General features: G+C 41.4%; 17 protein-coding genes. 12 read left to right on the top strand and 5 right to left on the bottom strand.

All coding sequences use genetic code 11. The annotated features are described in order from the left end of the window. The first annotated feature begins 11 nt into the window (after window positions 1–11). The 3 genes from CXF80_RS03795 to CXF80_RS03785 all read left to right on the top strand — a co-directional run bounded on the left by CXF80_RS03795 (window position 12) and on the right by CXF80_RS03785 (window position 2977). Complete coding sequence (locus CXF80_RS03795; RefSeq protein WP_101031390.1) at window positions 12–773, top strand: DnaJ domain-containing protein; 762 nt, start codon at window positions 12–14, stop codon at window positions 771–773. 473 nt (window positions 774–1246) lie between these two features. Beyond that, the gene (locus tag CXF80_RS03790; protein WP_101031388.1) at window positions 1247–1855 is read left to right on the top strand and encodes a flavin reductase family protein; all 609 of its coding nucleotides are present in this window, start codon (window positions 1247–1249) and stop codon (window positions 1853–1855) included. Between the two features lie 375 nt (window positions 1856–2230). After that, complete coding sequence (locus tag CXF80_RS03785; RefSeq protein WP_101031386.1) at window positions 2231–2977, top strand: phosphatase; 747 nt, start codon at window positions 2231–2233, stop codon at window positions 2975–2977. A gap of 341 nt (window positions 2978–3318) precedes the next feature. Here CXF80_RS03785 and CXF80_RS03780 read toward each other — a convergent pair whose 3' ends face one another. Then, window positions 3319–5055 (bottom strand): DUF885 domain-containing protein, encoded by a 1737-nt coding sequence (locus CXF80_RS03780; protein ID WP_101031384.1) that lies wholly within the window; start codon window positions 5053–5055, stop codon window positions 3319–3321. Between the two features lie 336 nt (window positions 5056–5391). Further along, on the bottom strand, window positions 5392–7188 hold the full coding sequence (locus CXF80_RS03775; RefSeq protein ID WP_101031382.1) for an acyl-CoA dehydrogenase C-terminal domain-containing protein: 1797 nt from the start codon (window positions 7186–7188) through the stop codon (window positions 5392–5394). A gap of 594 nt (window positions 7189–7782) precedes the next feature. Between CXF80_RS03775 and CXF80_RS03770 the strand changes: the two genes are divergently transcribed. From CXF80_RS03770 to CXF80_RS03730, 9 genes are all read left to right on the top strand, one after another. After that, window positions 7783–10233 (top strand): TonB-dependent receptor, encoded by a 2451-nt coding sequence (locus CXF80_RS03770; RefSeq protein ID WP_101031380.1) that lies wholly within the window; start codon window positions 7783–7785, stop codon window positions 10231–10233. Between the two features lie 178 nt (window positions 10234–10411). Then, window positions 10412–11074 (top strand): nitroreductase, encoded by a 663-nt coding sequence (locus CXF80_RS03765; RefSeq protein WP_101031378.1) that lies wholly within the window; start codon window positions 10412–10414, stop codon window positions 11072–11074. A 35-nt stretch (window positions 11075–11109) separates the two neighbouring features. Continuing rightward, entirely contained in the window at window positions 11110–12075 is a 966-nt protein-coding gene (locus tag CXF80_RS03760; protein ID WP_101031376.1) for an alpha/beta fold hydrolase, read from the top strand. Window positions 12076–12174: 99 nt separating this feature from the next. Next, a complete protein-coding gene (locus CXF80_RS03755; RefSeq protein WP_101031374.1) occupies window positions 12175–13305 on the top strand; it encodes a DUF2855 family protein in 1131 nt (376 codons plus the stop codon). A 118-nt stretch (window positions 13306–13423) separates the two neighbouring features. Beyond that, on the top strand, window positions 13424–14347 hold the full coding sequence (locus tag CXF80_RS03750; protein ID WP_101031372.1) for a bile acid:sodium symporter family protein: 924 nt from the start codon (window positions 13424–13426) through the stop codon (window positions 14345–14347). Between the two features lie 7 nt (window positions 14348–14354). Next, window positions 14355–15047 (top strand): crotonase/enoyl-CoA hydratase family protein, encoded by a 693-nt coding sequence (locus CXF80_RS03745; RefSeq protein WP_101031369.1) that lies wholly within the window; start codon window positions 14355–14357, stop codon window positions 15045–15047. 10 nt (window positions 15048–15057) lie between these two features. Then, a complete protein-coding gene (locus tag CXF80_RS03740) occupies window positions 15058–15912 on the top strand; it encodes a crotonase/enoyl-CoA hydratase family protein (RefSeq protein WP_101031367.1) in 855 nt (284 codons plus the stop codon). Between the two features lie 103 nt (window positions 15913–16015). Beyond that, window positions 16016–16801 carry an alpha/beta fold hydrolase gene (locus tag CXF80_RS03735; protein ID WP_101031365.1) on the top strand — a complete coding sequence of 262 codons (786 nt, stop codon included), beginning with the start codon at window positions 16016–16018 and terminating at the stop codon, window positions 16799–16801. A gap of 428 nt (window positions 16802–17229) precedes the next feature. Next, window positions 17230–18333, top strand: a complete 1104-nt coding sequence (locus CXF80_RS03730) for a PQQ-dependent sugar dehydrogenase (protein WP_101031363.1) — start codon at window positions 17230–17232, stop codon at window positions 18331–18333. 576 nt (window positions 18334–18909) lie between these two features. On the opposite strand, the gene CXF80_RS03725 is transcribed toward CXF80_RS03730, so the two are convergent. From CXF80_RS03725 to CXF80_RS03715, 3 genes are all read right to left on the bottom strand, one after another. Then, complete coding sequence (locus CXF80_RS03725) at window positions 18910–19089, bottom strand: hypothetical protein (protein WP_101031361.1); 180 nt, start codon at window positions 19087–19089, stop codon at window positions 18910–18912. A gap of 387 nt (window positions 19090–19476) precedes the next feature. After that, a complete protein-coding gene (locus CXF80_RS03720; protein WP_232772033.1) occupies window positions 19477–20274 on the bottom strand; it encodes an SGNH/GDSL hydrolase family protein in 798 nt (265 codons plus the stop codon). A 164-nt stretch (window positions 20275–20438) separates the two neighbouring features. After that, window positions 20439–21347, bottom strand: a complete 909-nt coding sequence (locus CXF80_RS03715) for a haloalkane dehalogenase (protein WP_101031357.1) — start codon at window positions 21345–21347, stop codon at window positions 20439–20441. Window positions 21348–21433: the final 86 nt, after the last annotated feature.

The following is a 21433-nucleotide window of genomic DNA, read 5'->3' as shown; positions in this document are numbered from 1 at the left end:
GTGAATACTTTATGTTCAGACTTGCCGTTTTAGTAGCGGTTATTATCATCGGCTATATCACAGTACAATATATTCAAGCCCTGAAACCGCAACAAAGAAAGATATTCGCGGCGAAAGCGGCTGCGGTCGCATTGATTACGATACTGCTCTTGCTAACGGTCACGGGAAAGCTTTATATTTTGGCCGCATTGGGAACAGGTTTACTGATATTTGCCAAACGCTTGTTTCCACTGCTACGTTATTTCCCATTTTTGAAAGGTCTTTACCAGAAGGTGAAAGCAACACAGAGCTCGGATACATCGCAGCGTTCTACGGTTGAAACCAGCTTGCTCAAAATGACCCTTGATCACCAAAGTGGCAATTTGGACGGTGAATTACTGGCGACTGATGGTAAGGGAAAATACCTGTCTGAATTGAGTCTGTCAGAATTAATTTCTCTGTATGGCCTAGCAGATAAACAATATCCAGATTCGATCGAAGTATTGGCTGCCTATCTTGATCGCCAGCATGGTTCTGACTGGCGCGAAGCTGCCAATGCCGGACATTATTCTGAAGAGAGTGAACAACACGCTCGCCCAAGCGATAGCCCTGAGATGACGGCAAGTGAAGCTTATGCCGTGCTGGGTCTTGATCAAACGGCAACAGAGCAAGACGTTATCGCTGCGTATCGTAAACTAATGCAAAAACTCCATCCTGATCGCGGTGGCAGCAACTATCTGGCCGCAAAAATAAATCAGGCGAAGGATTTGCTAGTGAGCCGCAAAGGCAAGTAAACCAAGGACGCTCATGTTTTCCTATTCCCTATTATCTATTGCCTATTTGGACCTTTTCTGAAGGCTGTCCCTGCTTCGAATAAAGGCCCTAGTAAGGCAACGCCGTTCGTGAAGCTGATTATGGTGCTTAAATTTTATCGTTATATTCGGGGGCAACGAATTGCTTGTGCTCAATCTAAAGTCGCTTAACCTTTTGAATATTTAATAGATCTATTTGCAATCCTTCCTCGTAAAACACATATCGGTTTTTAGCTGACTGCGGACAGGTCCTATTTGCGAAGTAGAGACTCCCTAATATCAAACTCGCGAAGTTTAATTGCAAATTTCGTCAAGCGCTGAAAGGTCAAAAATGACAAAAGGGTTTTATTCGGTGCCAGTAGCGCAAGCTTACATCTATCATTATTTAACACTAAAAAGGTGAAATAGCCTATTTAGGTTGGCAAGGATAAACGGTTTCGTTGGAGGGAGTTTTAATGCATTTTACTAAAGAGCGTATAGACGCACTTGAAAAACATACACGTACACATTTAATCAATTCCCTCTCGGGTTTTAAAAGCGCTAATTTAATTGGTACACGAGACTTACAAGGCCATACCAATTTATCTATTGTCAGCTCGGTTATCCACTTAGGTGCAAACCCGCCACTGGTCGGTATGATCGTACGCCCTCACAGTGTCCCTCGCCATACCTTTGAAAACATTATACAAACCGGTATGTATACTATTAATCAAGTCAATAAATCAATTTATAAGCAAGCTCATCAAACATCCGCCCGTTACGATAAAGACGAATCAGAGTTTGATGCAACAGGGTTAACACCCGAGTACTTAAATAATTTTACAGCCCCATTTGTAAAAGAAAGTCGCTTAAAATATTCGGTTAAATTTATTGAACATCAACACTTAGCCATTAATGGCACAGAGCTGGTAATTGGTGAAATTATCGATGTGTATGTAGATGAGGCCGCGCTGCAAAGTGATGGCTTTTTAGACTTGCAAGCCATAGAAACTGTTGCCATTACAGGGCTTGATAGTTACCACACTAGCAATAAACTGATGCGTTTACCTTACGCTAAAAAGTAGTATATAAGCTAACGTGTAAAGCATTACTTGCACGTTAACTTACCAATAAATGACTTTGAATTTTAAAAAGATCGACTTCTTGGCGCACACTAGGCAACCATCCTTATGCTTTATGAAGCGATAAGTTTGAACACTAGTTTGAAAAACACCGCTACCCTGCCTTAAAATTAGCATAATCTAAGTAGTTCTTTTATTTGAACTTATTTTGATAATCATGCTTCAACCATTTAACGTAAACAAAACGCACAGAAAAGCTAGAGAGCGAATTAACGCCATGAAGTTTGTTACAACAAAACTCGAGAGATCATAGAGTAAGGCCTGTTAACAGAGTAGACTTGATGTCTACTGTTTTTAACTCAGACAACGAGACTGGTCATGAAATTCCTTGTCGATGTTCACGCTCATACCATAGCTTCAACTCACGCCTATAGTTCAGTGCATGATTACTTTTCAGTTGCAAAAGCGAAAGGTCTCAAATTATTCGCCATTACCGATCATGGTCCAGATATGGCTGATGCACCCCATTTTTGGCACTTTGTGAATATGCGAGTGTTACCGAGAATTGTTGACGGTATTGGCATGCTCCGTGGCATTGAAGCGAATATAAAGAATGAGCATGGCGAAATTGACTTTTTTGGTCATTATTTGCAGGAGCTTGATATCGTGCTGGCAGGTTTACATGAACCGGTTTTCCCCCCATCGACTAAAGACGCTCACACTAGAGCACTCATCAACAGTATTGAAAGTGGTCATGTCGATATTATTACTCATCCAGGCAATCCCGCTTATCCAATCGACATTAATAGCGTCGCCGCTGCTGCAGCCGAACATAACGTCGCGCTTGAGATAAATAATTCCTCTTTTTTAACCTCTAGAAAAGGCAGTTTACGCAACTGCACTGATATTGCTAATGCTGTAAAAAAAGCGGGAGGACTTCTCGTTATGGGATCTGATTCTCATGTCGCTTTTAGCTTAGGCGAGTTTGAAAAAGCGATAGCGGTCATTGAAGCGGTAGATTTCCCCATTGAGCGCTTACTTAATCGTAGCCCTGAAGCTTTGTTGTGCTTTCTGTCCGCTAGAGGTCATACAACACTTGATGAATACTCTGTTTTAATCGAATGAATTAAAAGTGTTTTCTCTATGCTGTAACAACCTGCTATTTAGCACAATAGGGATCGTTATCGTTGGCGGTGTTTAAATGGGGATTGACCCTATCGTCACAATTGATTTATTCCAAAACCAAATAAGTTAACCTTGGCACCAATTGATTAAGCTCTACAAATTCATATGCTTTAGCATTTTGTAGGCCAATAAATATATGCCTGAGTCATAAGCTATTCTTAGGCACCAATGACATACAGGACCGTACAAAGTGAATATTATCTGAATGCTAGGGTAAATTAACAATCCCATTCAAACCTGTGAAGATTTAAATGGGATCCGTTAGGCTGTAGTGTTAATTTTTACTGCGCCAAAAAGTGTTTGTTAACGGCTTCTGCCATTAATTGTGGTGGGATCAAACCTTGTTTTAATACGAAATTATTAAACGCTAAACGATCAAATTTATCTCCTAAGGCAATTTCTACTCCGGCCCTAATCTCTAGTAGTCTTGATAAACCATAAAAGTAGCTACCAGCCTGACCAGGCATTCTCATGGTGTATCGATCAACTTCTTGTTTCACCGCAGCTTCTGAAAAAACAACGTCATTACGCAATAGTGTATAGGCGTGCTCTTTTGTCGTCAGGCCTAAGTTCAGCATTGGATCTAACATAGCGCGAGCGTTACGTAGTAATCGGTGCTGAAGTGCAATCAGCTGTGCTTCAATGGGAAGATACGGCAACATTTCTGCTTCAGCATAAAGGGCCCACCCCTCTACATTAACGCTGTTAAATGCATAATACACTCTTGCTAGTGAAACGCCTTGTTCTAACATGACCGAGAATTGTAATTCATGACCAGGTCGGCCTTCATGGGCACTTAATGTATAAGCAACCGCGTTAAAATTAAAATCATCATAAGCCGCATCACCGCTTAATGCAGGGTTACCCGTGGTAAGAATAAATTGACCCTGTTCACCGGTATTGCCAATGAATGGTGGTGGAACCATATGAGGCGCTGGACTACCCGCGGCTTCTGCTTCGGTGGCAAGTCGCATAAGCATATCGCGTTTAGGTAAATCAACCACATGATGCTCAGTGATCATCTGCTCGAGTTTTTGATTAATGTCACGATAATAATCTTCAATTTTATCGTTGGCCAAAGACTGGTTTTTAAGGGCTTTAATAACATCGCGATAATCATCTGATGGCAAATCGAACTTTTTAGCTACCAAAGGTGCAAGTGCTTGCATATTGGCTTTGGTTATCATGTAACTTGTTTTTGCTTGCTCAATTAATAACTGCGGTTCGATGTCTATGCCCACGGTTTTGAGTTTTAAAGCATAAATTTCAGCGGGTAATCGAAAGTCGGCCCGTGAATGTGGAATAACGGTTTGTTCAGCCCATTGACGATAATCTTCAATTTGTTGTGTTAACAGCACCATATTGTCATTGGCTGTGGTGAAGTTATTTTTATCAAATAACTGCTGTAAACCTGTTATTAAGGTATCGAATCTTGCGAGCGCTTGGTTAACCTCCACTTTAGTGGGGCCCATTAAGCTTTTATTGGTTAAGGCTGTTTCAAATAACGTTTTGGCTTGTTCTGTGAGTGCTGGTTGTCCGCTTTTACCGACATAACAAGCAAGGCGCGACATGGCGGCCTGTTTTCGAATATCAGGCATTTGCTCATCTAATAATGCCGATACGCCACGAAATATAATCAAGGGGACATCAACCCAAGGTAACATGTATTTGTCGTCTAACTTACCCGTCGCTATGGTCTGATCGATATTGCCAATAATAATGTTAAGGTCTTGACGAACTGGCAATAATTTTTCAGTTTCAAGTGCCTGTTGCAAGCTTTTTTTGCTGCTTTCAAGGGTACGAATAAACTTATCGTTTTGTGCCTTAGTAATATTGCTGCATTGACTATCGACTGCAGTTATTCCAATTGAGCTCGCTAATTCAGGTTGAAACTGACTGACAATTTTTATTTGTTTATTAGTGTATTGATTACTGATATCAACCCACGAACTTGCTGATGAAGTGAACGGAAGTAAAACAAGTAGTGGAATCACTGAAGTGAATATTTTGCCTGGCATCGGCTTAATCCCTTTTTTATTTTTATAGAATGGCTATAAAATGACGATGAAGTAATCAGTATACCCGAATTTAACGACCAAGCGACACGCCCTCAACCAAGCAGTTTGCTAACCTCGAATTAGGATATAAATGAATATTAAACAGTAGTTTGCGGCGATAATTGTCACATTAATGTGCATCGTATTATTGTCTCGTTACAAATAAAAAAGCCGCAACGCATAAGGTTACGGCTTTTAGACTCTGATTATAGCCCATCGACTTAAAAGGCTTAGTCGCTTTTGCAAGCTATCAACGGCTAAGCTAATGTAAACTCAATCCTAAAATCTAGCACTAATTTAAAAAGCAAAATCATCGCTGCTTAATGCCATCATTGAATCGACACCGTTTTGAATACAGGCTGCGTGGCCTTTTGCTCTTGGTAACATACGTTGGATATAAAACTGGGCAGTTTTTATTTTCGCTTCATAAAACGCCGTTTCTGTTGTGCCGGCGGCAAGCTTATCTTGAGCAACCTTTGCCATTTTGGCCCAGAAAAACGCTAACGTAACGTAGCCCGCATACATTAAATAATCAACTGAAGCGCCACCGATTTCATCAGGGTTCTTCATCGCTTTAGCACCAATGGTGACGGTAAGTTCATGCCACTCTTTTGCATAAGCCATAATAGGTTGAATAAACTCTGCCATCGCAGGGTTATCCATATTTTGTTGGCAGAATACAGTGACATCTTTAGAGAATGGCTTTAACACTTCGCCCTGGGTACCAATAATTTTACGCGCCAGTAAATCTAATGCTTGAATACCGGTTGTGCCTTCATATAAACAGCTAATTTTGGTATCGCGCATTAACTGTTCCATGCCCCACTCTTTGATAAAGCCATGGCCACCAAGGATCTGCACTCCGTGGCTGGTACACTCAAAGCCTAATTCTGAAAGAAAAGCTTTTGCAATCGGTGTTAATAGCGCGAGCTTTGTTTCGGCATCGGCTTTTACTGCTTCATCTTTTTCAGCATGACCGATATCAACCAGCTGGGCCAAATATGAAATTAACGCACGTCCACCTTCAGCGATAGACTTCTGAGTTAATAACATTCTGCGCACATCTGGGTGAACAATAATCGGATCAGCAGGACCATTAGGGTTTTTAACGCCACTGATAGAACGCATCTGTAGGCGGTCTTTTGCGTAAGCTAATGCACCTTGAAATGATGCTTCAGCAGCGGCAACGCCTTCACTGGCAACACCGATCCGAGCGGCATTCATAAAGGTGAACATGCATTTAAGGCCACGATTGGGTTCACCAATCAAATGTCCTTTAGCGCCATCAAAATTAATCACACAGGTGGCATTACCATTGATACCCATTTTGTGTTCAATTGAACCACAACTTACCCCATTTCTATCTGAAATAGTGCCGTCATCATTGACATTGAATTTAGGTACGATAAATAACGATATGCCTTTATTGCCTTCAGGCGCACCTGGTACACGGGCAATTACGATATGAACGATATTATCAGACAGATCATGCTCACCGGCTGAAATAAAGATTTTAGTCCCCGTTAACGAATAGCTGCCATCGTCATTGGGTTCTGCTTTTGTGCGTAACATGCCTAAATCTGTACCACAATGTGGTTCAGTTAAGCACATTGTTCCAGTCCATTTGCCTTCAACAAGCTTTGGCATAAATTGTTGTTTTTGCGATTCTGTGCCGTGAGCTTCAATTGTCGCTAATGCGCCATGACTTAGTCCTGGGTACATGGCAAAACTATGGTTGGCACTGGAAAATAGCTCAGCAATACTAATATTTAATGAATGAGGTAAGCCTTGACCACCAAATTCTTCAGACTGAGATAACGTCGGCCAGCCACCTTCAACATACTTAGCGTACGCTTCTTTAAATCCGTCGGGGGTCGTCACTACACCATCATTCCACGTACACCCTTGTTGATCGCCGATTTGATTTAAAGGAGCAACGACCTGTTCTGTCAATTTTGCAGCTTCAGCGATTATCGCATCAACCATATCAAGGCTGGCATCTTGGTAACCCAAATGTTGATAGTGGGTCTCACATTCTAGTAGCTCTTGCATAACAAATTTAACATCACGAATAGGGGCTTTGTAATCAGGCATTGTGGCTCTCCAAAAAATTTCTAAGAGTAAAAAAGGTTAACAGTCTATTTGTTGTATTTGTTCAAACACACAATATTTACTAGCTACAATGTTATGTGAACTGAAAGTATTATCCAAATGCATAATAATTATATGTATACATTCGTTTGAATCATACACTCGTTTGAATGGTTATTTATAAAGCATTATTAACCCGATGTCGATGCTTACCTTTTACATTAGCCAAGCCTAATGCGAAAAAGATAAATAAGAGAATGTGGTTATGACGCTAAAACAGTAATTATCACTGCATTATTCTTTATATGAATAGTTGCTTATTAAAACAATTGATTGGTTTAATTTTAAAACACCCCCTAGCATGATTTGGCGGTTAATTGTTCACTATAAGTGGTCGTTTTTATTTTCAGGAAAGATTTTCAAGATTGAAAATTAAATACTGATGATCCCCCTTGCTGTTATTGAATCACGCTGATTTTACAAAACTGTCAATTTACAGGTTAACAATAACAATGCTTAAGCATCATACATATTTCATGTAAATCAATGCATTGGCTAGCTTATTTGATAACAATTAGTATTTATCTGGGGAAATAAATGAATAATAATAACTCAAAAATATTTAAACATTCTTTACTCGCATTTGCCGTTATGGGCGTGCTGGGTTCAACTGCCTACGCTGAAGAAGAAAAATCAACTAACGAAAAAGATGAAGGCAGTATTGAAAGAATCGTTGTAACCGCGTCTAAACGCGCAAAAGGATTACAGGAATCTCCTGTGGCCATTACTGTGGTGAGTAGTAAAGCGATAGAACAAGCCAAAGTAATGGATATCACTGATTTACAAACTCTTGTACCTACTTTACGTGTGACACCGCTACAACGTTCTACTAACACTAACTTTGCTATCCGTGGTTTTGGTAATGGCACCAACAATACCGGTATTGAACCTTCCGTTGGCGTATTTATCGACGGAGTTTATCGCTCCCGCGCGGCATCTCAGATAGGTGATTTACCAAGACTGCAACAAATTGAAGTATTAAGTGGTCCACAAAGTACCTTGTTCGGTAAAAATGCTTCCGCAGGGGTTATCAGTGTCACGACGAGAGAGCCTTCATATGAGCAAGAAGGTAAGATTGAAGTCGGTGTTGGAAATTATAATCAACAAGAGATAAAAGGTTATTACACCAATGGCATAACCGATAATTTAGCGTTCAGTTTTTCTGGCGGAGTTAACACCCGAGATGGCTATACCGAAAGTGTGGTTGGATTAAATGACGTCAATGATCGTGACCGTTGGAATGTTCGAGGCCAAGCACTGTATCAACCAACCGAAGACATTAAATTTCGCTTTATTGCCGACTATAGCAAAATTCAAGAAGCGTGTTGTTCTGTAGAAGACGCCATAAACGGGCCTACAACTGCCGCGGTTCGTGCTTTAGGTGGGATTGTTATTGATGAAAATGATTCATTTTCTTATCAATCGGCACTCAACTCTGATCCAGATAATAATGTTAAAGATGGCGGCGTATCCTTGCAAATAGACATTGATTTTGATGGATACTCATTCACTTCTATCAGTGCGCTGCGTAAAAATGATTCTGATTTTATCAATGACGTAGATTACACCTCTTTAGATATTTTAAATGAAGGTGGTTATACAGATATTAAAACCATAACCCAAGAGTTTCGCTTAACGTCTACCGGTGAACGTGATTTAGAATGGATGTTTGGCGCCTATGTTTTCAATGAAGAAGTCATCACGGGTGATACTTTGTATTATGGAAATGATATTAGAAATTACTTCGATGTACTTATGGCCGCGGGCGGCGCCCCCGGGTTATTAGGGGGTGTAGAAGGTGTTTATGGTCTTGAACCAGGTACCTTTTTCTCCAATGATGCAGCAGTAAGTTCTGAATTTGATCAACAAAATGATGCTTACTCGCTTTTTGCTAGCTTTGATTATCATATTACTGACGACTTCACTGCGATTTTTGGCGTCAGTTATACTAACGATAAGAAAGACGTTACCATTTCACAAAACCATACCGATGTGCTTTCTGCCCTTGATTTAGACACGGTACCCACATTATTTGGCGTGCCTATTGGTAGCATTCCACAGCTTGCCCCCGCAGTACCTGTTATCAAGAGCTTGCAGTTTTTACCGCCAATGCTGGGGTTGCCTAATGCGGTAGAGAACCATGAATCAGATGATAGCAAAACAACCTGGTCACTGCGCTTAGCCTATGAAATTAATGACAATATCAATGTATTTGCCACAGCCGCAACGGGGTTTAAAGCAACATCTTGGAATTTATCGCGTTATTCAAGCCCTTTTGCCTCGGATAAAGAGGCATTAGAAAGTGCGGGCTTAGCATTGCCAAATCAGGTTTATGGTGGACGCTATGCATCACCCGAAGAAGCGATGGTGTATGAAATTGGTATTAAAACCCAATTTGAAAATGGATCATTTAGCGCCACCTTGTTTGATCAAACTATTGAAGGGTTTCAATCATCTATCTTCATTGGCACCGGTTATGTACTGGCCAATGCCGGTCAACAAAGTACCCAAGGTCTTGAGTTCGACTCTATCTACAATTTAACTCAAGATTGGTCGTTTACCTTAGCCGGTACCTTCCTTGATCCTGTTTATGATTCATTTGAAGGGGCATCTGGCCTTGATGGTCCTGTCGATTTATCGGGTGAGAAACCGGCAGGTATTCATGAAGTGAGTATCACTGCCGGTATTGTTTATAACTTTGAAGTGTTTACCAGTGCCGATGGCTATGTTCGTACCGATTATATTTACGAAAGTGATGTCAAATTAGCCGAAAACACCCCAGAGTCATTAACGCGTGAAGTGAATAGCTTCAATGCGAGTGCAGGATTAGCATTTGATAATGGGGTCAATCTACAGCTTTGGGTACGTAACTTAACCAATGATGAGTACCTACTGTCGGCTTTCCCACCACCGATCCAAGCAGGTAGTTTCAATGGTTATCCGAACCAACCGCGTACATTTGGTGCAAACATTTCGTACCAGTTTTAACTAACTAAAGAGTTTGTAGTGACGGTAACTAACCCTTATTTTCACTACAGACTGTCGCTAAAGGTTGTCGCTACAAACGTTATTTTTAGCAGCGTTTACAAGCAATAACTGATTTATATTGCGATTGAAGATATAAATTTAATCTCAGAGCCGAATTCACATAATAAGAGTTTCCAATATGACTATAGAATCAATATTACAAAACCGTGCTTCAGTGCGAGCATTTCTTGATAAACCCGTACCAAACGAAACCTTAAAGCACATTTTCTCCAGTGCACAACTCTCCCCTTCAAATTGCAATGTACAACCTTGGCAAACTTGTGTGGTGTCTGGGGCAACCAAAGATAAATTGAAACTACAGTTCATGGAAACCCTCATGAGTGGCGCATCACCAAATCCAGATTTCAATTGGTTACCTCAATATCAAGGCGTTCATCGTGAGCGCCAATTTGGCTCAGCTAATGCGTTATACAGCGCAATAGGCGTGGCACGAGAAGACAAAAAAGCCCGACAAATGGCGATGATACGTAACTGGCAATTTTTTGATGCGCCACATGCGGTATTTTTCACTATGGATAAATACCTAGACATTATGGGCGCAGTCGATTTAGGCATTTATGCCCAAACACTGTCACTACTCATGGCAGAACATGGACTTTCAAATTGCATGCAAGGCGCACTTGGGCAATTCCCCGATCCAGTAAGACAAATATTAAACCTGCCAGATGATCGCGGAATTTTATTTGGTATGTCGTTTGGTTATGCCGATGAAAACGAGGCAGTAAATAGCACCAAAACCGATCGTGAACCGATAGATAATGCCGTAGCATTTTTTGATTAATCGATCACTAGAAACATAAAATAATAAGATTGAATATGGCACTAGCGCATAAATATACCTTAGTGGATGACGTCAAAATTCATTATGTTGAATCTGCTTATAAATCAGATGAAAAATCACTATCGACCATCGTTTTCCTACATGGTTTCCCTGAGTATTGGGGCGCATGGCATAAGCAATTAGACTATTTCTCAACCCATTATCGTGTTGTTGCGCCTGACTTACCCGGATATAACTTAAGTGATAAACCGACTGAGCTTAGCTTTTATGCTGTGCCCAATTTGATTGCGTTTATGGCTAAATTTATTGCTGCTATTAGCCCTTGCCAATCCGTCATCCTCGTTGCCCATGATTGGGGCGGCGCTATCGCTTGGCCATTAGCGGCTTTTCATCCGCAGTTAATCAGCAAACTGATTATTCTCAATGCGGCGCATCCAAGTACCTTTACACGGGAGATGATTAATAACCCTATTCAACGTCAAAAAAGTGCTTATATTCATCAGTTAATTAGTGTTTCTGGAGAATCACTGTTATCAAACAATGACTATCGCTACCTGATTGAGAAGATCATGGTCAGTTCACAAGCCGATGTATTTACCGAAGAACGACGAGCACAATATCGTCAAGTGTGGCGTCAACAAGGTGCCATAAATGGCATGTTGCAATACTATCGTGCCATGCCGCAATTAGCGTCTAGTCATTCAGACAATGGCAGCCCACAAGCGTTCGATGATAAATACTTAGTCAAATCGAATCAGGTAAAGAATACCTCCGACATAAAAATACCCAACATTCGAATTATTCACCCCACACTGGTGTTATGGGGCGAACAAGACCTAGCGTTCGTCAATGAGAACCTCGATAACATTACCCATTACGTGCCCAATTGCAGCCTGATCCGTTTCCCAAACACTAGCCACTGGCTACAACATGAACGACCCGATGAAGTGAATAGCGCCATCGACGCATTTATTAATCGACCACTGCTCAGTAATCAATAAACAACAAACAACAAACAACAAACAACAAACAATGTTCTGTATCCAATAAAGAAACATTAATCAGTAATCAATCAAAAACAATAACTAAAAAGGTTCTTTATGACGACATCTCAGGCTCCGCTCAACCAAGCACTTGTATTTGAAGTCGCTAAAAATGATTTACACAAAACTCGGGTTGTGGCACTCAACATAGAGCATCCACTGGCAGAAAATGAAGTATTACTTCGCGTCGATAAGTTTGCCCTAACGGCAAATAATATCAGCTATGGCATCACCGGAGAGTCACTTGGCTATTGGCTATTCTTCCCTTCTGACAATGATCCACATCAATGGGGACGACTACCGGTTATGGGATATGCCGATGTAGTATCGTCAAATAACGAGCATATAAAAGTAGGAGAAAGAGTGTGGGGCTTTATGCCTATGGCTACCCACCTAAAAATAACGGCCGGTAACATCTCTAAAGCAGGGTTTTCAGATGTCAGCCCTTGCCGTGAAGGTTTATCACCTGTTTATTGCAGATTTGATCGCGTTAGTGAAAATCCCTTTTACCAACAAAAAAATGAAGACTATGACATCTTGTTGCGGGGGTTATTCACTACCTCTTGGCTGGTTGACGACTTCATGTTTGATAATCAATACTTTGGGACTCAGCAATACCTGATCACCAGCGCCTCAAGTAAAACCAGTATCGCCCTAGCCTTTACGATTAAGCAACGAGGTGAGCGTCCTGCCATTGGTATTACGTCAACCGCTAACCGACACTTCGTCGAGTCCTTAGGCTGTTATACCAAGGTGATTAGTTACGAGGAAATAACCACCCTAGACCCCAATGTTAGTTCGATTTTGGTTGATATGGCTGGAGGTAAAACAACCTTATCAAGTATTCATCATCATTTTGCCAAGCAACTGTGTTACTCCTGCCGAATTGGCGCGACGCAACATGGCGATATTGATGTTAATGACACCATGAGTATCAACAACTTACCCGGTGCAACCCCGACGTTCTTTTTTGCCCCGACACAATTGAAAAAACGCAGTCTAGATTGGGGCGCAGGCGAAACAATGAAGCAAATGAGCGTGTCATTACTCCACTATATCGAGTTTTGTCGTTCAAGCATCACTATTGCCCATACCCATGATATTGACCACCTTAAAGAGATTTACCAAGATGTATTGGCGGGGACTGCTGACGCGTCAGTGGGCCAAATCATCTCGTTGAATAAGTAGGCTCTACTGACCCTTGGAGATGAATTTTCCTCCAAAAGATAAACAGCCACTTGATCCGCAATGGACTAAAAATGGACTTTATTGACCCAATAAACGGTCTTCTCTACATGAGGTTATTATGGATAATATTGAATTAGTGACATTTGTAAATACACAAGTCATCCCGGTGTGCATCTTTTTAATTATGATGGGCATGGGGTTATCGCTAGTCGTTGATGATTTTAAGCGCATTGTAAAATACCCAAAAGCCGTTGCGATTGGCTTAACCAATCAATTATTGCTATTGCCCATTATTGGGTTTGTATTGGCCAATATAATGCCATTAGAACCTGAATATGCTGTCGGGGTGATGTTGTTGGTACTGTGCCCTGGCGGCACGACGTCCAACATGTTTTCTCATTTGGCAAAAGCGGATGTTGCGCTTTCGGTCACCATGACCGCTGTGGCCAGTTTAATCACAGTATTTAGCATACCGATTGTGCTTAATTACTCCTTGGTTCACTTTATGGGACAAGGCAGTGAATTTCAGTTGCCGATAATTCCAACCATGATAAGCCTAATGAAGTTAACCATAGTTCCTATCGCTATTGGTATGTTAATTAGACGATTTGCGCCTAAAATAGCGAAAAGCACCCAAGTTCATGTGTCACGATTTGGGATATTATTTCTAACCTTATTAATAATATTTTTGACTTATATTCAACAAGATATTGTTATTCCAGCCCTTATTGCCGCCGGGCCTGTTTCAGTAATATTAAATATTTCGACCATGTTACTTGGCTATTACTCAAGTAAATGGTTTGGATTAAACTTCGCTCAAAGAACATCAATTACCATTGAGGTAGGGCTGCAAAATAGTACCTTATCGATGTTTATGGCATTAACGCTACTCGCTAATTATAAGATGTCTTTTACGCCGGCTATTTACACCTTAACCATGTTGTTTACCGCAGGTATTTTAGTTGCTATGTTGAACTCAAAATATGTAAAAACGAGACGCTCAAAAGCGAATAATAACAACGAAACAATAACGAATTCTTAGGTGAAAAATGCAATTAATCAAGGTAGAAATTGAAAATAACATCCATGTTATTAGCTTAAATAATGGCAAGGTAAACGCGATATCGCCTGAGGTCATTGTGCAAATCAATACAGCCCTAGACCTCGCTGAGCAACAAGGCGCTGTGGTGATATTAACCGGTCAAGCTGGAATATTCTCTGGTGGTTTTGATCTAAAAACCATGAAGAAAAGCTCAGAAGCGGCTATTGCACTTGTTACCGCAGGCTCAACATTAGCCCGCAGAATGCTGGCATTCCCAACGCCCATTATTGGCGCGTGTACAGGCCATGCCATTGCAAAAGGCGCGTTTTTATTACTGAGTTGTGATTATCGTATTGGTTGTGCAGGTGACTTTAAAATCGGCTTAAATGAAGTCGCTATTGGCATGACAATGCACCAAGCTGGGATTGAGATTGCCCGTAATCGTATCCCGCAACATTACTTAACACGGGCAGTAATTAATGCCGAACTATTCAGCCCTGAATCAGCAGTCCTTGGCGGTTTTCTTGATCAGGTCGTTGAACCAGAACAACTGATGAGTACAGCACAAGCCGTGGCTGAACACATGCAAACTCTCAATATGAAAGCTCATCATGGCACCAAGCTAAAAGAGCGCGATTCAATACTGACATTACTCGATGCCGCCATAAAACGTGATACACAAATTACGCTGAATTTATAAGGATATAACCATGACATCGCAAAAAAGCTATAAAACATTTACCGTCGAGATTACCAATAAAGTAGCCCATATTATTTTTAACCGACCCGATGCATTGAATTCAATGAATGTCGATTTTTGGCATGAGTTTCCAAGTGTAATTCACGATATTAATAATCAATCGGCTGCGCGTGCCATTGTTATCTCATCACGGGGTAAACATTTTTGCTCGGGGATGGACTTAGCCGTGTTCAGTGAAAACAAGTCTGATACGAATATTGAGTTAGGCCGTAAACAAGACCAGCTACGTCGCTTAGTATTGAAGTTACAAGACTGCTTTACCGTACTAGAAACCGCTCGAATGCCAGTATTAATGGCGATTCAAGGTGGCTGTATTGGTGGCGCGGTGGATATGGTCAGCGCTGCCGATTGTCGATATTGCACTAGCGATGCTTTTTTTAGTATTGAAGAAACTAAACTCGGTATGACCGCAGACGTGGGTACGTTACAGCGTTTACCAAAATTAATTTCTATGGGGTTAGTCAAAGAGTTAGCCTACACAGGCCGAAGAATGCCCGCAGCAGAAGCTAAACAAGCGGGTTTAGTTAATCAGGTGTATGACGATAAACCATCTATGATCACCGCAGTATTAGCCATTGCGGCAGAAATTGCTGCGCGCTCACCATTAGCCGTTACTGGCTGCAAAGAGATGATCAACTATGCACGCGATCATAGCGTATCTGATAGCTTAAATTATATGTCAGTCTGGCAAAGCGGCATGTTCCAGCCACAAAACGATATGATGGAAATATTCAAAGCTAAAGCGCAAAATCGTGCACCAGAATTTGAAGAATTAACCCAAATAGATACCACAAAAATATTCTAATCATTCTGGATTTATAGGGTTATTTGTTATTAATGCTTATTTGATTGAATTTATTTGAATCGAATTCTGTTAACAAATAGCCCTAAAACTATTTAGAGACATTATGACAAAACCTTTGATTAACCTCGTCCATGCCAACGGTTTCCCCGCCGGAAGCTATCGGACATTTTTAGCTGAATTTGCTCCACACTACAACACTATCGCACTTGATCAGTTCGGTCATAATGACATGTACCCGATACACAGCAACTGGCAGCACTTAGTCACTGAGTTAGTGGAATTCATTAAGAAACAAGATGATAAAGTAATATGTGTTGGCCATTCTTTTGGGGGGGTTATTTCATTTATTGCTGCTTGCCAACATCCAGAACTCTTTCGGGGCTTAGTGATGCTAGATCCGCCAGTGGTCACAGGTGCGTTCTCACATCTACTCAGTTTTATTAAACGCACACCCTACATAGATAAACTATCACCCGCGGGTAAAGCCAAAGCTCGCCAGCAACAATGGCCAGAAAAAACCAACTTGGTTGATTATTTTTCACAGAAGACTTTGTTCAAAAATTTCGATCCGCGCTGCTTGCAAGATTATGCTCACTCTGGGTTTATTCATCGCAACCAACGTGTCGAGTTAACCTTCTCTCCTACGGTTGAAGCCGATATTTTTAGGCACTTACCTACCAATTTAGCTCAATATAAAAACAAGCTTAAGGTGCCCGCTAAACTGATTTATGGTCAAAATACTAACATCTTCCCCATTAAACATTTTATCCGCTTTGCCAAATTAAACGACATCGACATAATGATGATGCCAAAAGGCGGTCACATGTTCCCACTAGAACAGCCAGAAAATACCGCTGCTATGGTGAAGGAGCTAATTAAAGATTGGTAAGCTAACATTTAGGACGCTGCGCGACTAGATGCTAGGAACTCGCAAGCTCGCCAGAGGGCGGGCTTCGGTCCTTCTTGGTGCAAGGTTTTAGGATCTAGGTTTTAGTCCTAGGATCTAGAAGCGTAGCGTCCTCGAAGACCGCAGGTCGTCCCAGCAGCCGCAGGCGCTTGTTCCTAGACCCTAGCAGGAGCTTTAGCAGCGAAGCGACTAGACAGCTCTATCCGTGAGCCCAGCGTTCGCTTGTTATCGTTTCTGAAGCAGTCCATAGGCGCCCGATTGTTAGACTCTTGGACTCTACTTCTCGACATGCGAGATCCTGCATGTCAAGAGCGTTTGGGTATACATGGCGATGGTTGTTGAGACTATGATAAAAAGTACTAATATATACGCTACTACGTAAACAATGCTAATCAAAAGAGGCCCTATTCATGATTAAGCCAATTGCTTTGTTATCTCTCCTAACCTTGGGGTTCGGTGTCTCTTATCCGTCATTGGCATTAACTTTAGATAAAATTGAATTACCGCAAGGTTTTACTATTGATGTATATGCCGAAAACATTGAGAATGCCCGCCAGATGGCCCTTGGTGACAATGGAACTGTATTTGTCGGCAGTCGTAAAGCGGGTAATGTTTATGCCCTTATTGACAGCAATAATGATTTTAAAGCGGACAAAAAAATCATTGTTGCGACCGATCTATTTATGCCATCAGGACTGGCATACCATCAAGGCAGTTTATATGTCGCTGATGTTGATAAAATCTGGCGTTACCCTAATATTGAAAAGTCTTTGCCTACTATCCCCAAACCAGAATTGGTGTACAACAAGCTTCCCAATAAAGCCCATCATGGTTGGAAATTCATCGCCTTTGGGCCTGATGGAAAACTGTATATCCCAGTAGGAGCCCCTTGCAATGTCTGTGAAAGTGAACTGCCTTTTGCCAGCATTCTCAAATTAGACCTAGACACTAAACAAACCACCATAGTTGCTAAAGGCGTACGTAATAGCGTTGGATTTGATTTTCATCCGCAAACCGGTGAATTGTGGTTTACCGATAATGGCCGCGACATGATGGGTGATGACTTACCTGATGATGAGCTTAATCGTGTGAGCCAAACGGGCCAACACTTTGGTTTTCCTTATATACACAATAGCAAGATTGCAGACCCTGATTTTACTGATCCACAAATAGCTAAACTCAATACCCCACCAGTATTAACCCTTGGCGCTCATGTTGCTGCACTAGGGATGGAGTTCTATCAAGGGAATCAATTTCCAGCAGCGTTTCACCATTCCATCTTAATTGCTCAGCATGGGTCTTGGAATCGAAGCAGTAAAGTGGGCTACCGTATCATGCAAGTTGAACTTCAAGATAACACGGTTATCGGCTATAAGCCTTTTGCAACAGGGTGGCTTGATGGCGAACAAAGCTGGGGACGTCCAGTAGATGTCATGACATTAGCCGATGGCTCAATACTGGTCTCTGACGATTTTGCTAACGCTATATATCGTATCAGTTACACAAAACCGTAATATTATTTATTAAAATAGCTATTCCATTAACAATAGCTATGAATTATCGATACCTATTGTTCATCTAACATGACCGATTAATATGCTAATTTAGGCTCTTACCTACTAATCTCGCTCAGTATAAAAGCAAACTTATTATACTCGCCATACTGATTAATGGTTAAAAAAAACGGATAGACATTACAGCTAGAACAACCGGAGAAGACAGTAGAGATGATTAAAACAAGCCTCAACAAAGGGTATTTTTTATACCTTCATAATTAACAAACAATACCTTAACTATGAGTTTCAATTTCGATAGGGAAAGTTCGAAGTCGATAATGACATTGCTATATTGATTGGATATTTGGTCAAGCTTAGAACACAAACGGCAATAAAATCGTATCTAAAAAGAACAATGCTCTCTTGTTAGATCTGACTGTACACATAAGATTAATACTTAACAGAGCAATAAATAGACTTAAAATGAATTCAATCATATCGATGTGTACGCAGCCGCCAGCACAATGAGCTTTAGCGCAGTGCAAGTCCAAGCCATGCTTCTTATGGACGAACTTGCACATGGTAAGTAGAAAGCTAACAATTACCTTTCTTGGCTTGGCCTGGCGGACAAAAATCTTCTCCATTATCTTTATTATTTTCATTGGTTTGCGCATCGACTTCAACGCCACCAACTTCTCCTCTAACCTGGAGTAGCTTACACCCAGACAGAGAAATTAATCCCATAACAATGACTAGTGATATAACTAATTTCACACATACACCTTATATTGTGGTTATTTACAATGACTCTTTACAACACAAAAGGCTAAATATATTTAACTAACGTTTGGATAAAAACCTAACAGCATATTGGACTATATAACGCTATAACGACGTCCATTGTTAATTTTTTATATTTATCGTTAAATTCACTGGTTCCATCGCCGCTTGCTGTTGTCTGCCCCATAGGGATTTGGGGAATGTCTTTACCTCCACCGAATGAGTGAATTCTTTTATATTAGAGTGATGCTCGAGCCCTCATGGACGAGTTTACTGCGTGTCAATGAGTAAATGGCGATGAGGTTTGAAACGATTTATAGAGAACGACAGGGCCTCACATCAATCCTGCTGTATGCTTTATAACTTCCCCGCTTAACGGTACTACTTTCTTAACTGAATTTGCTCAGCAATAAGCTTGGCCCATGCAGTATAAATCTGTGGGCCTGGGTGGAAACCATCTGTGGCCATCACTTGACGCATAAAATCGACCATACTGCTGTCTTGCTGTGGGTTTTCTAATGGTAAATTAATCAATGTAAAACGAGTTTGTGCTTTGGATTGCTTATCGATTTGTTGCTGATCAATTTGTTGCTGATCAAGTGCTTGTTGATCAAGCATAAGCAACAGTTGCTGCAATTTATGATTAAAGTGCTTGGCTCGTTGGCCTAGGCTCCAGCGCAGTGGATTTGGCAAAGCCGGAAATGACCCGAGTGGCGGTATGGCAGTCACCAAGATGAGTTTCGGGGTATATCGCTCAGTGATAAGTGTCAATAACTGGGCTTGTTGCTGCAGCCACTTATCGCAGCTCAGGGATGAAGTGATATCGTTGACCCCAAGTGAGGTAATGATGATATCAAAATGCCCTTGACCTAGTATGGGATGTGAACAATTGATGTGATCATTTAACGACTCAAGCGTAGTCGAAGTGGTCGCGCCCGTTTTGGCAAAAAGACCGTATTTTAGATGACCATGTGGACGTAAATAATGGACCACCTGCCCCAGCAACGCCTGATCCTGATTAGCGACCCCCACACCTGCTGCGGCTGAATCTCCTAATATAAGCACACTCAACTCAGGATTGGTGCCTGTTTGCCCTAAGCGTTCGCCCTCAGGCTCAGCAAGTTTTGGGGTGGTGCGACGAACGTTTAGCCCTTGCAGCAGTAAAACGGGGGCCAGCATGATAGATATTCCCTGATGTAGCATGTGAACTCCCTGTGACTCTGGGTCCGCGACTAATAGCCTAGTTAACCTAAAAAAGTTAATACCAAAGCCATAAAGCAAACCAATACCCATTAATAATGATATTTTTAGTTTTAGTATGGAGCAACTGAAACCGCGGAAACTTAACGATTATCTGCAATAAATTGAACCACGACTTCAGCTAGCGCTTCGCCTTTGTCTTCTTGTAAAAAGTGACCGGCACTGACAATAGTGGTGTGTTTTTGCCCTTTTGTGCCTGGTATCAGTTTTTGCATTAGTTTGTCTCCGCCTGCAGTGATCGGATCTGAATCACTGAACGCAGTCAAAAAGGGCTTTTGCCATTGCGACAAGACCTTCCATGCTGAACGATTTTTTTCGGCGGCAGGATCATCCGGTGTGGTTGGCACTAACAACGGAAACTGACGCGCGCCCTCTTTATATTTTTCTTGTGGAAATGGTGCATCGTAAGCGGCAATGACATCAGCTGACAAGGTCGACACACAAGCACTATTAATCAAGTTGCCAGTTGGAAAAAGTTCAACATCTTGTGAGAACGTTTGCCATTGTTTAAAAGCTTCACCTGGCTCATGGTCACCTGTTGGTAACATGGTATTGGCTGCAACAATGCCTCTATAACGCTGGGTATCTTCTGCGGCTAAACGTAAACCAATTAACCCACCCCAGTCTTGGCACACCAGCATTATGTTGGTTAGTTTGAGTTGTAACACCAATGACGTCATCCAATCAACATGGCGTTGATAAGTATAGTCGCTTCGTTTGCTGGGTTTATCTGAACGTCCGAAGCCAACCAGATCGGGCGCAATAACGCGATGACCGGCTTGCACAAGAATGGGGATCATCTTACGGTACAAAAAGCTCCATGTTGGCTCACCGTGTAGTAATAATATCGGTTCTGCATCTCTGGGGCCTTCATCCAGATAATGAACCCGTAATTGGCCGCCTTCACTATCGTCAACCATTAAGTAATGAGCGGCAAAGTTGTAGTCCGGTAGATTGGCAAAACAACCATCATCGGTGCGTAAACATTCCATATTGATTCCCTTCCAGTTCGTCTATAAATAACCACTCATCGACTTAATTAACCAACTCGGGTTGAGCGGTGAGATCAATAAGCCAA

Source organism: Shewanella sp. Actino-trap-3 (genome assembly GCF_002836275.1).
In the GTDB taxonomy this organism is placed as follows: Bacteria; Pseudomonadota; Gammaproteobacteria; order Enterobacterales; family Shewanellaceae; genus Shewanella; species Shewanella psychromarinicola.
This window is presented reverse-complemented; position numbering and strand designations above follow the sequence as displayed.

Bases quoted from the DNA above. Each gene is read 5' to 3' on its own strand.
- CXF80_RS03795 (WP_101031390.1), top strand. From the start codon at position 12: ATGTTCAGACTTGCCGTTTTAGTAGCGGTTATTATCATCGGCTATATC.
- CXF80_RS03790 (WP_101031388.1), top strand. From the start codon at position 1,247: ATGCATTTTACTAAAGAGCGTATAGACGCACTTGAAAAACATACACGT.
- CXF80_RS03785 (WP_101031386.1), top strand. From the start codon at position 2,231: ATGAAATTCCTTGTCGATGTTCACGCTCATACCATAGCTTCAACTCAC.
- CXF80_RS03780 (WP_101031384.1), bottom strand. From the start codon at position 5,055: ATGCCAGGCAAAATATTCACTTCAGTGATTCCACTACTTGTTTTACTT.
- CXF80_RS03775 (WP_101031382.1), bottom strand. From the start codon at position 7,188: ATGCCTGATTACAAAGCCCCTATTCGTGATGTTAAATTTGTTATGCAA.
- CXF80_RS03770 (WP_101031380.1), top strand. From the start codon at position 7,783: ATGAATAATAATAACTCAAAAATATTTAAACATTCTTTACTCGCATTT.
- CXF80_RS03765 (WP_101031378.1), top strand. From the start codon at position 10,412: ATGACTATAGAATCAATATTACAAAACCGTGCTTCAGTGCGAGCATTT.
- CXF80_RS03760 (WP_101031376.1), top strand. From the start codon at position 11,110: ATGGCACTAGCGCATAAATATACCTTAGTGGATGACGTCAAAATTCAT.
- CXF80_RS03755 (WP_101031374.1), top strand. From the start codon at position 12,175: ATGACGACATCTCAGGCTCCGCTCAACCAAGCACTTGTATTTGAAGTC.
- CXF80_RS03750 (WP_101031372.1), top strand. From the start codon at position 13,424: ATGGATAATATTGAATTAGTGACATTTGTAAATACACAAGTCATCCCG.
- CXF80_RS03745 (WP_101031369.1), top strand. From the start codon at position 14,355: ATGCAATTAATCAAGGTAGAAATTGAAAATAACATCCATGTTATTAGC.
- CXF80_RS03740 (WP_101031367.1), top strand. From the start codon at position 15,058: ATGACATCGCAAAAAAGCTATAAAACATTTACCGTCGAGATTACCAAT.
- CXF80_RS03735 (WP_101031365.1), top strand. From the start codon at position 16,016: ATGACAAAACCTTTGATTAACCTCGTCCATGCCAACGGTTTCCCCGCC.
- CXF80_RS03730 (WP_101031363.1), top strand. From the start codon at position 17,230: ATGATTAAGCCAATTGCTTTGTTATCTCTCCTAACCTTGGGGTTCGGT.
- CXF80_RS03720 (WP_232772033.1), bottom strand. From the start codon at position 20,274: ATGCTGGCCCCCGTTTTACTGCTGCAAGGGCTAAACGTTCGTCGCACC.
- CXF80_RS03715 (WP_101031357.1), bottom strand. From the start codon at position 21,347: ATGGAATGTTTACGCACCGATGATGGTTGTTTTGCCAATCTACCGGAC.